Source organism: Stenotrophomonas sp. NPDC047960 (genome assembly GCF_043204395.1).
Classification (GTDB): domain Bacteria; phylum Pseudomonadota; class Gammaproteobacteria; order Xanthomonadales; family Xanthomonadaceae; genus Stenotrophomonas.
The window spans coordinates 319,222-332,503 of sequence record NZ_JBIDBX010000003.1 but is presented as its reverse complement, the minus strand read 5'-3'; the positions used below and the strand labels follow the sequence as shown (position 1 = coordinate 332,503).

Annotated in this window: 12 protein-coding genes; 7 read left to right on the top strand and 5 right to left on the bottom strand. The window is 68.1% G+C overall.

From position 1 onward, the window contains the following. Positions 1-10: 10 nt before the first annotated feature. Positions 11-382 carry a MerC family mercury resistance protein gene (locus ACGFZ3_RS09465; RefSeq protein ID WP_392919671.1) on the bottom strand — a complete coding sequence of 124 codons (372 nt, stop codon included), beginning with the start codon at positions 380-382 and terminating at the stop codon, positions 11-13. 70 nt (positions 383-452) lie between these two features. Between ACGFZ3_RS09465 and ACGFZ3_RS09460 the strand changes: the two genes are divergently transcribed. Beyond that, entirely contained in the window at positions 453-1,784 is a 1,332-nt protein-coding gene (locus ACGFZ3_RS09460) for a GTP-binding protein (protein ID WP_392919668.1), read from the top strand. Between the two features lie 9 nt (positions 1,785-1,793). Here ACGFZ3_RS09460 and ACGFZ3_RS09455 read toward each other — a convergent pair whose 3' ends face one another. Beyond that, the gene (locus ACGFZ3_RS09455; protein WP_392919665.1) at positions 1,794-3,404 is read right to left on the bottom strand and encodes an ABC-F family ATP-binding cassette domain-containing protein; all 1,611 of its coding nucleotides are present in this window, start codon (positions 3,402-3,404) and stop codon (positions 1,794-1,796) included. A 166-nt stretch (positions 3,405-3,570) separates the two neighbouring features. Next, on the bottom strand, positions 3,571-5,172 hold the full coding sequence (locus ACGFZ3_RS09450; RefSeq protein ID WP_392919662.1) for an EAL domain-containing protein: 1,602 nt from the start codon (positions 5,170-5,172) through the stop codon (positions 3,571-3,573). A gap of 222 nt (positions 5,173-5,394) precedes the next feature. On the opposite strand from ACGFZ3_RS09450, the gene ACGFZ3_RS09445 reads away from it, so the two are divergent. Beyond that, the gene (locus ACGFZ3_RS09445) at positions 5,395-6,168 is read left to right on the top strand and encodes a lytic transglycosylase domain-containing protein (protein WP_392919659.1); all 774 of its coding nucleotides are present in this window, start codon (positions 5,395-5,397) and stop codon (positions 6,166-6,168) included. Positions 6,169-6,183: 15 nt separating this feature from the next. On the opposite strand, the gene ACGFZ3_RS09440 is transcribed toward ACGFZ3_RS09445, so the two are convergent. Further along, positions 6,184-7,701, bottom strand: a complete 1,518-nt coding sequence (locus ACGFZ3_RS09440) for a hypothetical protein (RefSeq protein ID WP_392919656.1) — start codon at positions 7,699-7,701, stop codon at positions 6,184-6,186. A 143-nt stretch (positions 7,702-7,844) separates the two neighbouring features. On the opposite strand from ACGFZ3_RS09440, the gene ACGFZ3_RS09435 reads away from it, so the two are divergent. Next, positions 7,845-9,929, top strand: coding sequence for an NHL repeat-containing protein (locus ACGFZ3_RS09435; RefSeq protein WP_392919653.1), 2,085 nt, complete (start codon positions 7,845-7,847; stop codon positions 9,927-9,929). A 13-nt stretch (positions 9,930-9,942) separates the two neighbouring features. Here ACGFZ3_RS09435 and ACGFZ3_RS09430 read toward each other — a convergent pair whose 3' ends face one another. After that, entirely contained in the window at positions 9,943-10,317 is a 375-nt protein-coding gene (locus ACGFZ3_RS09430) for a YciI family protein (protein WP_392919650.1), read from the bottom strand. Positions 10,318-10,529: 212 nt separating this feature from the next. Here ACGFZ3_RS09430 and ACGFZ3_RS09425 point away from each other — a divergent pair, with 212 nt between their 5' ends. The 4 genes from ACGFZ3_RS09425 to ACGFZ3_RS09410 all read left to right on the top strand — a co-directional run bounded on the left by ACGFZ3_RS09425 (position 10,530) and on the right by ACGFZ3_RS09410 (position 13,196). Next, the gene (locus ACGFZ3_RS09425; protein WP_392919647.1) at positions 10,530-10,949 is read left to right on the top strand and encodes a YciI family protein; all 420 of its coding nucleotides are present in this window, start codon (positions 10,530-10,532) and stop codon (positions 10,947-10,949) included. Positions 10,950-10,978: 29 nt separating this feature from the next. Continuing rightward, positions 10,979-11,401 (top strand): VOC family protein, encoded by a 423-nt coding sequence (locus tag ACGFZ3_RS09420; protein ID WP_392919644.1) that lies wholly within the window; start codon positions 10,979-10,981, stop codon positions 11,399-11,401. A 67-nt stretch (positions 11,402-11,468) separates the two neighbouring features. Next, positions 11,469-11,876 (top strand): VOC family protein, encoded by a 408-nt coding sequence (locus ACGFZ3_RS09415; RefSeq protein WP_392919641.1) that lies wholly within the window; start codon positions 11,469-11,471, stop codon positions 11,874-11,876. A gap of 57 nt (positions 11,877-11,933) precedes the next feature. Beyond that, complete coding sequence (locus ACGFZ3_RS09410) at positions 11,934-13,196, top strand: RNA polymerase sigma factor (RefSeq protein WP_392919638.1); 1,263 nt, start codon at positions 11,934-11,936, stop codon at positions 13,194-13,196. The last annotated feature ends 86 nt before the right edge of the window (positions 13,197-13,282 follow it).

The following is a 13,282-nucleotide window of genomic DNA, read 5'->3' as shown; positions in this document are numbered from 1 at the left end:
CTCGTATCGCTCAATGACGGTGGCGGCGCCAGGCGTTCCAGATGTGGGTGGTGGCGAGGAGCAGGCTGCCGGCTACCGTCATGGGGGTTTCGGCATCGTGGCTCGGCCAGCCTGCTGCACCTGCCAATAGCAGCAGGAGGCCTGCCGCTGCGGTCACGCCGGCCACGGCCGGCAGCGGCTGCTGGCGGTGGGCGCGCCATAGCGCGAAGCCGGTGGTCGGGGCGGCGATGGCCACGAACACGATGTGTATCCACTCCGCTTCGGCCCATACCCCCATCAGCGGCAGGGCGGCGGCGAGCAGCGGCAGGGCCAGGCAGTGCAGCAGGCACAGGCTGGAAAGGGCGATGGCGCTGGCGTCGAGCAGGGCGTTGGTGGTCTTCATGGGGGGAAGGGGTCTGGAACGGCGGATGTTATATAGTAACATTTAAGTCCACTTCCACGCTTTCGCCACCATGACCGCCTCTGCCACCTCTTTCGACTCCCGCCTGCCGGTTACAGTGCTGTCCGGTTTCCTTGGCGCGGGCAAGACCACCCTGCTCAACCAGCTGCTGCGCAACCGCGAGGGGCTGCGGGTGGCGGTGATCGTCAACGACATGAGCGAAATCAACATCGATGCGCAGCTGGTGCGCGGCGGCGGGGCGGCACTGAGCCGCACCGAGGAAACCCTGGTGGAGTTCAGCAATGGATGCATCTGCTGCACGCTGCGCGATGACCTGCTGCAGGAGGTGAAGCGGCTGGCGTCCGAAGGGCGCTACGACTACCTGCTGATCGAATCGACCGGCATCGCCGAGCCGTTGCCGGTGGCCGCCACGTTCTCTGTGCGCGATGACGCCGGGTTCTGCCTCAACGACATCGCGCGGCTGGATACGCTGGTGACGGTTGTGGATGGGCAGAACTTCCTGCGGGATTTCAGCAGCAACGCGCTGCTGGCCGACCGCGGCCAGCAGGCCGGGGCGGACGACACGCGCGGGGTGGTGGACCTGCTGGCCGAGCAGATCGAGTTCGCCAACGTGATCGTGGTGAGCAAGGCCGATCTGGTGGACGATGACCTGCTGCAGCAGACGCTGGCGGTGCTGCGCGCGATGAACCGCGATGCGCGGCTGCTGCTGTCGCGCAACGGTGATGTACCCGCGCATGAGCTGTTGGATACGCGCCGCTTTGATTTCGTGCGCGCGCAGCTGGCGCCGGGTTGGATGCAGGCGCTGCGCGGCGAGCACACGCCGGAAACCGAGGAGTACGGCATCACCAGCTTCGTGTATCGCGCGCGCAGGCCTTTCCATCCGCAGCGGTTTGCGCACCTGCTGGAGCACGGGTTGGGCAGCGTGATCCGCAGCAAGGGCTTCTTCTGGCTGGCCAACCGCATGGACTGGGTGGGCGAGCTGTCCAGCGTGGGTGCGGCCACGCGCACCCAGGCGGCAGGTTTCTGGTACGCGGCGCGGGAGCGGGTAGAGGCCGGGCTGGAAGACACGGTGCCGTTGTTGCCGCCGCCGCGGGTGCCGTACACCGATGTGGGCTGGGTACGGCAGCAGGCCGGGTGCTGGACCGCGCCCCTGCCCGGCGTGCATGAGGTCGCCGATGCCGGCGAGTACCAGGCCATGCGCCGGATCTGGCACCCGTGGTGGGGCGATCGCCGCCAGGAGCTGGCGGTGATCGGCGTGGGGATGGATGAGCAGGCGGTGCGTGCCGAGTTGGATGCGTGCCTGCTGGATGACAGCGAGATGCAGGCGGGCCCGATGTTGTGGCAGCTGTTGCCGGATGCATTTCCCGCTTGGGCGCGTGCTTGAGGTACGCGACTACAGCAGCTGCAACTGCCACCCCTCCTCGCCGGCATCCAGATGATGGGTCAGCTGTACCGCATCCAGCAGTGCCTGGTCGTGCGAGACGACCACCACGCTGCCGCGATACTGGTTGAGCATCTGTTCCAGCGCGGCCAGCGAAGCCAGGTCCAGGTGGTTGCCGGGCTCGTCGAGCAGCAGTAGCTGCGGCGGGACGTCCGCATACAGCACGGCGGCAAGCGCGGCCTTGACCCGTTCGCCACCGCTCAGGCTGGCCAACGGGCGCAGGCTGCGCTCGGCATCCAGGCCGAGCAGGGCCAGCTGGGTGCGCAGGGTGCCCTCGCTGGCCATCGGGTTCGCGCGCTGCAACAGCTGCAGCGCGGACTCCTGCGCGGGCAGCGAGCACAGGGTCTGGTCAAGCAGGGCGACGCTTGCCGCGCGCTTGACCTGCCCACGGAGCGGCGGCACTTCACCGGCCAGCACCCGCAGCAAGGTGGACTTGCCACTGCCGTTACGGCCCCGCACGCCGATGCGGTCGCCGCGCTGGAGGTGCAGGGTGATGTGCTGCCAGGGCGCCTGCACCCACGGCAGGTGCACGTTGCCAAGCGTGGCGACCTGCTGCGGACCGGGCGCGGCCAGGCTGGGCCCGAGCATCGCAATCGGGGTGGCCTCCTCCACCCCCGCTGCCGCCTCCCGTACCCGGCTGTCCGCCGCCGCGCGCCGTTCAAGCTGCTGCGTCTGCAGCCGGCCGGCGCTGTTTTCGGCGCGGTTCTTCATGCCGCCTAGCAGGATCGGTGCCTGGTTGGCGGCGCGGGCATCGCGCTGGGCGCGTGATTGGCGGTGTGCCTGCCGCTCGCGCTGTTCGCGCACTGCGGCCTGTTCCTGCCGGCGCTCGCGCTTGCGCAGGGCCAGCTCGGCTTCGGCGCTGGCCTGTTCGGCCTGCTTCTGCCCGGCGTACAGGTCGTAGTTGCCGCCGTAGCTGCGCAACCCGCCGGGCGTAAGTTCGACAATGCGCTGCATCTCACGCAGCAGTGCGCGGTCGTGGCTGATGACGATCAGCCCGCCACGCCACTGCGCCAGCGCCTCGACCAGCCGGGTTCGATGTGTGCTGTCGAGGTGGTTGCTGGGCTCGTCCAGCACCAGTGCATCTGCGTCTGAGAGCAGGGCACCGGCCAACGCCACCTGCATGGCCTGCCCGCCGCTGAGGGTGGCGGCCGGTTGCGCGGGATCCAGTGCGGGCAGGCCAAGCCGCTGCCATTGTGCCTGCAACTGCTCGCGCAGGGTCCAGCGTTCGCCCACCACGGCGAAGTCGCGCGGGTCCACGCTGCCGGCTTCGATCCGGTCCAGTGCATCCAACTGCGGCGCCACGCCCGCCAGGTCGGCGATGCGGCCGGGCAGCACGCCACTGTGCTGGTCGAGCAGGTGTACGCGGCCTTGCCGCTGGATGTGCCCGCTGCTGGGCTGCAGCTGCCCGGCCAGCAGGCGGCCGAGCACGCTCTTGCCCACCCCATTGCGACCAACCAGGCCGGTGGGGGTGGTATCGAACGAAGCAGAAAGCTCGGGGAACAGCCCACGCCCATCGGGCAGGGTGAATGTCACGCGGTCGAGCGTGAGGGTGAATGCGGTCATGCGACCTCCAGCAATGCCAAGGACTCCCCCTGCGAACAGGGCGGGAAGGAGACTGGCCGTCAAACGACGGCGGCATTACTGGCGCATGCAGGCACACCTCATTACGGGGACGGCTGAATGCCGTGCGCCCATTATAGGACGGCTTTCCAACCCGCCGATGAATCCGCTAGTCGGTGATGCTGTTGGGGTTCTGCATGTCTTCCGGTGCCTTCCCATACTGCGTACGTCGCTGCTCGTGGAAAGCAATGAACTCCGGCCCCGGCAGCGGCCGCGAGAACAGCCAGCCCTGCCCGAATTCCACCTGCCGCGACTGCAGATAGGCGAGCTGGGCGGACGTCTCGATGCCCTCGGCCACGGTGAACAGCCCCAGCGTCTTCGCCATGTCGATGATGTGCGAGGTGACCGGGCTGGTCACGCTGTGGGTGCCGATGGAATCAATGAACGACTTGTCGATCTTCAACGCGTCCAGCGGCAGCTGCTGCAGGTACTGCAGGCTGGAGTAACCCACGCCGAAATCGTCGATGGCCACGCAGTGCCCGGCGCGCCGGGCGGCGGCAAGTGACGTGCGTGCCCCCTGGATATCGAGGAAGCCACGTTCTGTCGCTTCCAGCCAGATCTGCTGCGGGTGGATGCCGCTGCCGACCAGTTTGCTGGACAACACCTTCAGCGCCCGCCCGCTGCTGACATCGCCGGCAGACAGATTGATGGCGATATGCGCACTGCGGTCGTGGATGAGCAGCTCGCGCATGTCGCTGATCACCAGATCCATCACGTGGTCGGTGAGCGCTTCAATCAGGCCGGTTTCTTCGGCAACCGGGATGAACAGATCCGGGCGCACCTGGGTGCCGTCTGCGCGCGACCAGCGCACCAGCGCTTCGGCGCCTACGCAGATGCCGGTGTCCAGTTCGATGATGGGCTGGTAATCCATGCGGAACTCGCGGCGACGCACCGCGCTGGCCAGTTCGTTGCGCAGCGACAGGCGGCGGCGCGAGAGCCAGATGCCGGCCACGGTGGCCAGTACCGCGCCCACCACGCCCAAGGGCACCAGCTGCCAGAACTGCTGCTGGAAGGCGGCCATCAGACCGATGCGCGGGGCGAGGGCGATGGCCAGCCATTCCTGGTCCTGCGCGCTGACAAACAGCGTGCGGGCAGTGTGCCCGTTGTGCGGTTCGCGCAGCAGACGCTGCAGCAGTTCCGGGTCGGCCATCGGTTGCTGGGCGATCAGCCGGCCATCGGGGGTCGCCACGGCCAGCCGCACGTTCGGTTCGGCGATGACGTCCACGAACCGGGACGGGTCCACGAGGATGTCGTGGCGGCCCAGCTGCAGCGAGAGCAGCGACGCGGCACCATCGCCGGCGACCGGCCGCACGCCCAGGGTGATGGAGGCGCCATCCGCAGTGATGTGGTCCGGGGTGGGTTCGGGCACCAGGTCTTCGACCATGCCCCAGGAGGTGCAGCGCAGCCGGCCTTCCTCGAAGTAGCCCACCTGTTCGGCCGAGGTCGTGCCCAGCGCCAGGCTGCGCATCAGCTTCAGATGTTCGGGTGAGCAGCCGGGCAGCTGGGCCTGATTGAGCTTGCGCAGGGCCAGCAGACCGGCCTCGTAGGCGCGGTGGGCACGCTGCAGGGTACGTTCGGCGGTGCGCTCGAGACGGTCGGTTTCGGTCACCTGGGCGCGGCTCCAGCTGATGTAGACCAGCGCGGCCACGGGCAGGAGGGCCCCCAGAAGGGCGGCAAGCGCGATGGCGGCGATGGTGCTGGCGCGCTTCAAGCGGACCTCTCTGCCGGTGGGGCGTGGGTTGAGTCCTATATGACCATCTCGAACGATGGTTTGGAACAGGGCTTCACGTAGATTCCTGTCGGGTTTTCCCCAGTGTCCGTATCAGGCCGCGTGAAGGGGGTGAAGCCATCGGTGGATTCACCTGCAGTTCGCACCCCGGGCCGGATGATCGCGCCACCCCTCGATCTGGCCGCCCCCGGTGGCCCCGGAGCCATGAAGCCTCTGCTGCCTGCCGTGCTGGCCCTGTTGCCGCTGCTGTTGCCCGGCACGGCGGCCGCGCGCACGGTGTACCGCTGTGTGCAGAACAACACGGTGAGCCTGGCCACGGCGCCCGAACCGGGTTCGAAGTGCAAGGCGCAGCAGATCGACGATAACGCGGTGCAGGCTCCCAACCTGTGGGGCAACATGGGGGTGTTCAGCGGCACCCTGTATGAGCGCGAGCAGGACGGGCAGCTGGTCTACTCCACGCGCAACCTGCCCGGTTCGCGGGTGTTCCTGAAATTCACCGTGGCCACCCCGCCGGGCGAACCGGCGCACGAAGGGCTGGGCAAGGTCGGCGCGCCGCAGCTCAACCGGCATGCGAAGCAGTTCAAGGCGGCGGCAAAGGCCACCGGGGTGGACGACGCCTGGCTGCGCGCGATTGCCCATGCCGAAAGCGGCTTCGATGCCGGTGCGGTGTCGCCCAAGGGCGCGCAGGGCGTGATGCAGCTGATGCCCGATACCGCCACCGAACTGGGCGTGTCCGATCCGCTGTCCGCCGAGCAGTCAATCAATGGCGGCGCGCGCTACCTGAAGGCGCTGCTGGCGCGCTACAAGGGCGACCGTACGCTGGCGGCGGCCGCCTACAACGCGGGCATCGGTGCGGTGACCCGCTACAAGGGCGTGCCGCCGTACGCCGAAACGCTGGCCTACGTGGAGAAGGTGGGCACGCTGTACGCACGCTACCGCGAGGCGATGGGGTTCAAGGCGGAAACCCCGGCGCGATAGCCGGGGAACCGCACATCACTCGTTGTAGAGCGGGTAGCTTTCGACCCGGCCGACACGGCGTATCGCCTTCTTGACGTCGGCACGCTGCGCAAACTGTTCCCAGCGTGCATTGGACTCGATATCACCCGGCAACAGCGGCGACATGCGGGTGTCCTGCAGCTCCAGCAGCGCGGTACCGCGTTCCATCGGGTCGTCCAGGCGTGCGGTCAGTGCCGCCACCGCTTCGTCCAGGCGGTTGTCGGCCACCAGCCCGGCCATGTAGTGGGCGGCGTCCGCTTCCCGCGCAGCAAACAGCGCATCGCGCGCTTCCTGCGCAGCGGCTTCATCCTTGAGCTGCAGCGCGGCCAGCAGTTGCACCAGCTGCCGGGCACCTTCGCCCAGCGCGTTGAGGTGCTGCAGGTCCTCGACCTGCTGCCGGGCCATCGACGGGCGGTGCAGGCCGATGTACAGCACGGCCAGGCCCAGTGGCTGGTTGGCAAGGCCGCTCTGCGAGGTCATGCGCACGGCAAGCTGCTGGGTTTCCACCGCATCATCGATCTGGCCCAGCTGCTGCTGCGCACGCGAGCGCAGGTCCAGCAGCCAGCCGATCGACTCCACCTCTTCCGGGGCGGGCACGGTGGTGGCGTTGGGTGCGAAATCGGCCAGCCATTGGGTCATGCCGATCACTTCCTGCGGCTTGCCGGCCACCAGCAGCGAGTAGGCCAGCTCCACGGCCACCTCATCCAGCGCCGGCGCCAGCATGCTCTGCACGCGCAGGCGGTCGATATGCCGTTGCGCCGACGCCACCGGATCGAAGCGGGGATCGGTGCGCGGCAGGTAGCGGTCGAAGCGCTTGTCGCTGCGCAGGGTGATCAATGCCAGCGGCTGGTCGATCCGCTCCAGCGTGTCGCGCACCTTGTCGCGCTGCCCGGCTTCGACCTGCAGCGTGGCCAGGGTGACCCACAGTGCGGCCGGATCGATGTCGTCGTTCTTCCAGTTGCGGTCGAACAGCGCCTGCAGCAGGTCCAGCCGGGTCGCTGGGGTGTCCTTCAGGAGCAGGTCCAGCTGCCAGACCATGTCCTTGTGCAGGTCCGGCACGCCGTCGGTATCGTCGAGCGCACGGATGATATTGCGCGCCGAGGCTTCCACTTCGTTGTCGACCAGCTGGCCGCTGGCCAGCAGCAGGCGTGCGGTGGCGTTGCCCGGATGGATCGACAGTGCGGTGTTCAGACGCTGCGCGGCCAGCGCGTCCTGCCGTTGCAGCCCGGCCACCCTTGCCGCGGCCAGCCACACGTCACTGCGTTGCTCGGCGTCCAGCTGTGCGAGGCGTGGATCGGCAAGCAGGCGTTCGAAAGCGAGGGACGCCCCCAAACTGTCGCCGCGGTCGCTCTGTTCGCCAGCCGCTGCCACTTCGGCCTGGAAGCCAGCGTCTGCGGCAGGCGCGGTACCGGCAGCGGCATCCACAGTGCCATGCGCGGCCTCGTGTGCGTCGGCCATCGGCAGGGCGAACAGCGACAGCAGCAGGGCAATCAAGGTGCGGGTAGGGCAACTCATGCGGTGGATCCTTCCTTGGCGTAAGCCTCGATTGAAACCGGAACCCGGCATCCACACAAGTCGATCCGGATACACGCAGGGTTTGCAGGCAGGCGGCGAGCGGCTAAGGTCGTGGCCGGAACGGGCAGCAGGCAAGGACAGCGATGACGCGCGGACGATGGGTAATGGTGGCGCTGGTGGGCGTGGCGGTGGCAGCGGCACTGGCGTGGACCTTCGTACGCGAACCGGCCGCACCGGCTCCGCCGCCGGGCCCGGTGGCCACGGTGCTGGGCTGGACCCCGCAGGTCAGCCTGCTGGCCGGTGACGGCGTGGGCGGGCTGCGCGATGGCGCAGCGGCGCAGGCGCGGTTTGCCGATCCCTACGGCGTCGCGGTGGATGTGCACGGCGTGCTGCACGTAGCCGATGCCGGCGACAACAACCGCATCCGCCGCGTGTTTCCCGATGGGCGGGTGGACACGCTGGCCGGGCAGGGCGAGGGCTGGCGCGATGGTCCGGCGCTGCAGGCGCAGTTCAATACACCGTCGGGCATTGCACTGGATGCGGCCGGCAACGTGTTCGTGGCCGACACCGGCAACCATGTAATCCGCCGGATCGGCACCGATGGCGTGGTCAGTACGATTGCCGGTGATGGCACCCCTGGTTACGCCGATGGACCGGCCGCACAGGCGCGCTTTGATGGGCCGATGGGCGTGGCGGTGGATGCCGGTGGCCGGGTGTTCGTGGCCGATACCTGGAACGACCGTATCCGCGTGATCGAGCCAGATGGCCACGTGCGTACGCTGGCCGGCGGTGATGCGCCGGGCAACGTGGACGGTGCAGGGGTGGGCGCGCGGCTGGATACGCCGGTAGCACTGGCGTTGGATTCGCACGGCAACCTGCTGATCGCCGACCTGCTCAACGGCGCGATCCGCCGTCTGGCGCCGAACGGCACGCTGGATACGCTGCTGGCGCGCGGCAGCCTGCTCAACGGACCGCTGGCGCTGGCGGTGACCCACGATGACGTGGTGTACGTGAGCGATGTCGACGGCAAGGTGGTGCAACTGTCGGCGCTGGGCCATGTGGTGGACCTCACCGGTGCGTCGGCGCAGCCGCGCTTCTCGCGGCCGAGCGGGCTGGCGCTGGATGCCGAAGGCGGGCTGTACGTCTCCGATGCGGCGTCGTACCGGGTGCACCGCCTGCGTGCGCTGGCGGCCGGCACCACGCCGGCGCCGGCATTGATTGGCCCGGCCGCCGATGCCGCGCTGCCCGACACAGGCGGGCGCTGGCCGCTGGCGCCGCAGCTGGGCTGGCATGAAGTGGTGGGCACGCTGGGCGAGGTGCGCGGCAACTTCAGCGGCGAGAGCCGCCACCACCTGCACGATGGCTTCGATATCCGTGGCGATGTGGGACAGACGGTGCTGGCGATGGCCGATGCGAAGGTGAGCAGCCCGTTCCCGAGCTGGTCGGTGGGCGGGCAGGCCGAAGGGCTGTCGCTGGATCGGCTGCGCTACATCCACATGAAGGTGGGCCGCGATGCGCGTGACCGTGCGTTCGACGCGCGCTGGCCGCAGCTGCGCGACCTGGACGGCAAGCTGGAGCGGGTACGCGTTCGCCGGGGAACGCGCTTCAAGGCCGGTGAGCCGCTGGGCAGCATCAACCGCATGGCGCACGTGCACCTGAGCGTCGGCGCCGGTGGCTTCCAGCGCAATGCGGTGGCGCTGGGCTTCGTGGGCTACGCCGACAGCTTCGCGCCACGTATTACAGACGTCGCGGTGCTGGATGACCTTGACCAGCCCATCAAGGCCGGGGCGAACGGGCGTGTGCCGGTTCCGCGCGTGGGGCCCGGCGTACAGATCGTGGTGGAGGCGTGGGACCAGGTGGACAACAACCTGCCGCGGCGGCGCTTGGGGGCGTACCAAGTGGGGTATCAGATCCTGGATGCGGCTGGCACGCCGCTGGCCGGGTACGAGCAGCCGCGCTTCAACATCGTGTTCAACCGCATGCCGCGCGAGGACAGCGCCACGGTAGTGGCGTATGCGCCAGACAGCGGGATCACCGTGCACGGCAGTGCGGTGACGCGGTTCCGCTACCTGGTGACCAATACCGTGCGCGACGGGTTGGTGGAAACCGGGCGCTGGCAGCCGGAGGCGCTGCCAGCGGGGGATTACATCATTCGCGGGAGTGCCCGGGATTACAGCGGGAATGAGGCGGTAGGGGCGCGGGAGTTGAAGGTTACGGTGTTGCCGTGAGGGTTGGAAAACCTCAGGCGCCGACGCGGCGGCGTTCGGCTTCGAAATCGGCTACGGGGCGAACCTCTATGCTGCCGTAACGGGACCACGGGAATTCTTGGGCGATGCGCAGCGCTTCGTCGTGGTCGCGGGCGTTGATGAGGTTGAAGCCGGCGAGCAGTTCACGGGTTTCGGCGAACGGGCCGTCGGTGATGCGGGCATTGGACCCGCGCGTGCGCAGGGTGCGGGCCCGGGCAACCGGCTCCAGCTGTTGCGAAGCGACCAGCGTGCCTTCGGCCTTGAGCTTGTCAGCGTGCTGGATGCAGCCGCGCATCATGGCGTCGTATTCCTCGGCGGGTACGTCCCGGATCAGGGCTTCGTCGATATAGATCAGCAGCAGGAATTGCATGGCCGGCGCACCGCGGGGCAGGGGATGCCCATGATGCCCCAGCCTGCGCTGCAGGCCTGTTGCAGTGCAGCGGCCGGGGGCTGTTCATGGCCGTGGCCGTCACCTTCTGGCGGCATCGGATTTTTTTTTGGCAGGCATGTCGATTTCCGTTCCACTGGGGCGTCGTAACCAGTGAAGGGCCCGCCAACCGGGCCGACAACGAGGACAAGCCGATGAAAGTCATGGTGATCGTGAAGGCGACCGAGGCGACCGAAGCCGGGGTGCTGCCCACCGAGGAACACTTCAAGGCGATGGGCGCTTTCAACGAGGAACTGGTCAATGCCGGCATCATGCTGGCCGGCGACGGCCTGCGCCCCAGCCGCCACGGCCGCCGGGTGGCCTATACCGGCGCGGCGCCGCAGGTGATCGATGGGCCATTCGCCGAAACCCGCGAGCTGGTGGCCGGGTTCTGGCTGTGGCAGGTGCGCTCGGTGGATGAAGCCACCGAATGGCTCAAACGCGCCCCGTTCCTGCCCGGCGACGTGGTGGAGATCCGCCCGTTCTACACCGAGGAAGATTTTGGCGAGGTTTTCACCCCGGAATTACGTGCGCAGGAACAGCGTCTGCGCGAGCAGATCGGCCAGGCCGACTGACCCACCCCCGTGCTTTTCAGGAGATTCCCATGAAACTGATTCCGTTCCTTGGCTTCAGCGGCCAGACCCACGAAGCCATGGCGTTCTATGCCCAGGTGCTGGGTGGCAAGGTCACCTCGGAAACGAAGTACAGCGACATGCCGCCCAGCGACATGGAAGGCTGCGGCGACAACGCCGGCCCGGCCGATCCGAACCTGATCGCGCACAGCCAGCTGGAAGTGGGCAGCGCGATTCTGATGGCCGCTGACGGCCCGTCGTCCTCGAATGGGGGCGGCACTACGATCAACATCGAAGTTGAGACCGAGCAAGAAGCCGAGCGTGTGTTCGAGGCGCTGGCCGAAGGCGGGACCGTAACGTTTCCCATCGTGGAAACGTTCTGGGCCAGGCGCTGGGGCATGTTGGTGGACCGCTACGGCAAGCCGTGGATGGTCAACTGCATGAAAGCGTATTGATCCTGCCCCCACCCGATAGCGCCGGCCGTTGGCCGGCAGAACGCCAAACGATTGCAAGGACCCTGCAATGACCGATACACCCCAGATGATTTTCGTGAACCTGCCTGTCCGTGACCTGGAAAAGAGCAAGGCGTTCTTCACCGCGCTCGGCTTCACGCCCAACCTGACCTACACCGACGACAAGGCCGCCTCCTTCAACATCAGCGACACCATCATGCTGATGCTGCTGCTGGAGCCGTTCTTCGCCACCTTCATCAATCGACCCATCGCCGATGCCCGCAAGCAGGCGCAGGTGATCCTCGCGTTGTCGTCGCCCAGCCGCCCGGCCGTGGATGCCACCCTGGAAAAGGTACTGGCCGCCGGCGGCAGCGAACCGACCCCGGCGCGCGATTACGGCTTCATGTACCAGCGCAGCTTCGAGGACCTGGATGGCCACCTTTGGGAAGTGGCCCACATGGATGGCGAACCCGGCTGATGCCCGCTGCCGCGCCGCCGCTTGTGCGGCGCGGTAACCGATGCTCTCATTCGCCGCATGGAAGCAGCGCTGACACAACGACTGGATACCCTCTGGCGCATGGAGTCGCCGGCGCTGATCGCACGCCTGGCGCGGATGCTGGGCGGCGATATCGGGCGTGCCGAAGAACTGGCCCAGGACACCTGGCTGGCCGCGCTGGAGCGCTGGCCCACCCAGGGCGTCCCGGACAATCCGGGAGCGTGGCTGATGACCACTGCACGCAATCGTGCCATCGACGTGCTGCGCCAGCACCAGCGGGTGGCCGGCCAGCATGCGCAATGGGGCAGCGAGCTGGAACCGCAGCCCTTGCCGCTGCCCGATGACAGCGACGCCCTGCAGGACGACATTGGCGATGACCTGCTGCGGCTGATGTTCGTGGCCTGCCACCCGGTGCTGTCGGCCGATGCACGGGTGGCACTGACCCTGCGCCTGCTGGGCGGGCTGACCACCGATGAAATCGCGCGCGCGTTCCTGCAGCCCGAACCGACCATTGCCCAGCGCATCGTGCGCGCCAAGCGCACGCTGGCCGACAGGCAGGTGCCGTTCGAGGTACCGCGCCAGGCGGCGTTGCCGGAGCGGCTCGGCTCGGTGCTGGCGGTGGTGTACCTGATCTTCAACGAAGGCTATGCGGCCAGCAGCGGCGATGACTGGATGCGCCCGGCGCTGTGCGAGGAAGCCCTGCGGCTGGGCCGGGTGCTGCAGCAGCGCCTGCCGACCTGGCCGCAGGTGCACGGCCTGCTCGCATTGATGGAACTGCAGGCTTCGCGCGCGGCCGCGCGCGTGGACGCGCACGGCAACCCGATCCTGCTGCCCGACCAGGACCGCAGCCGCTGGGACCACCTGCAGGTGGCACGCGGCCAGGCGGCATTGCAGCAGGCCGTGGCGCTGGGTGGGGCCGATGATGGCTACGTGCTGCAGGCGTCCATTGCCGACTGCCATGCGCGCGCACGCCACGTCGACGCGACCGACTGGGCGCGCATGGCCGCGCTGTATGCGCGGTTGGCGGAAGTACAACCGTCACCGGTGGTGGAGCTCAACCGTGCCGTGGCGGTATCCCGTGCGGAAGGGGCGGCAGCGGCATGGCCCTTGGTAGAGCAGCTGGCCGATGATCCCCGGTTGCGGGACTATGCGCCGCTGGCGGCAGTGCAGGGTGACCTTTTGTCGCAGATGGGCCGTCCTGCAGAAGCGGCCGATGCCTTCGCGCGGGCGGCGCGGCTTACTCCCAACGCGCGTGAACGCGCGCTGTTGCAGGCGCGGGCCGCGCGGCTGCAACCGGGCTGACACAATTTTCCGCTTGCCGGAAATCTGAACAGGCACTATGGTGGCGCCTCACAAAAGTGACCAGGCGCCTTGCCGGGTCCGTTCGA

Bases quoted from the DNA above. Each gene is read 5' to 3' on its own strand.
- ACGFZ3_RS09465 (WP_392919671.1), bottom strand. From the start codon at position 382: ATGAAGACCACCAACGCCCTGCTCGACGCCAGCGCCATCGCCCTTTCC.
- ACGFZ3_RS09460 (WP_392919668.1), top strand. From the start codon at position 453: ATGACCGCCTCTGCCACCTCTTTCGACTCCCGCCTGCCGGTTACAGTG.
- ACGFZ3_RS09455 (WP_392919665.1), bottom strand. From the start codon at position 3,404: ATGACCGCATTCACCCTCACGCTCGACCGCGTGACATTCACCCTGCCC.
- ACGFZ3_RS09445 (WP_392919659.1), top strand. From the start codon at position 5,395: ATGAAGCCTCTGCTGCCTGCCGTGCTGGCCCTGTTGCCGCTGCTGTTG.
- ACGFZ3_RS09440 (WP_392919656.1), bottom strand. From the start codon at position 7,701: ATGAGTTGCCCTACCCGCACCTTGATTGCCCTGCTGCTGTCGCTGTTC.
- ACGFZ3_RS09435 (WP_392919653.1), top strand. From the start codon at position 7,845: ATGACGCGCGGACGATGGGTAATGGTGGCGCTGGTGGGCGTGGCGGTG.
- ACGFZ3_RS09430 (WP_392919650.1), bottom strand. From the start codon at position 10,317: ATGCAATTCCTGCTGCTGATCTATATCGACGAAGCCCTGATCCGGGAC.
- ACGFZ3_RS09425 (WP_392919647.1), top strand. From the start codon at position 10,530: ATGAAAGTCATGGTGATCGTGAAGGCGACCGAGGCGACCGAAGCCGGG.
- ACGFZ3_RS09420 (WP_392919644.1), top strand. From the start codon at position 10,979: ATGAAACTGATTCCGTTCCTTGGCTTCAGCGGCCAGACCCACGAAGCC.
- ACGFZ3_RS09415 (WP_392919641.1), top strand. From the start codon at position 11,469: ATGACCGATACACCCCAGATGATTTTCGTGAACCTGCCTGTCCGTGAC.
- ACGFZ3_RS09410 (WP_392919638.1), top strand. From the start codon at position 11,934: ATGGAAGCAGCGCTGACACAACGACTGGATACCCTCTGGCGCATGGAG.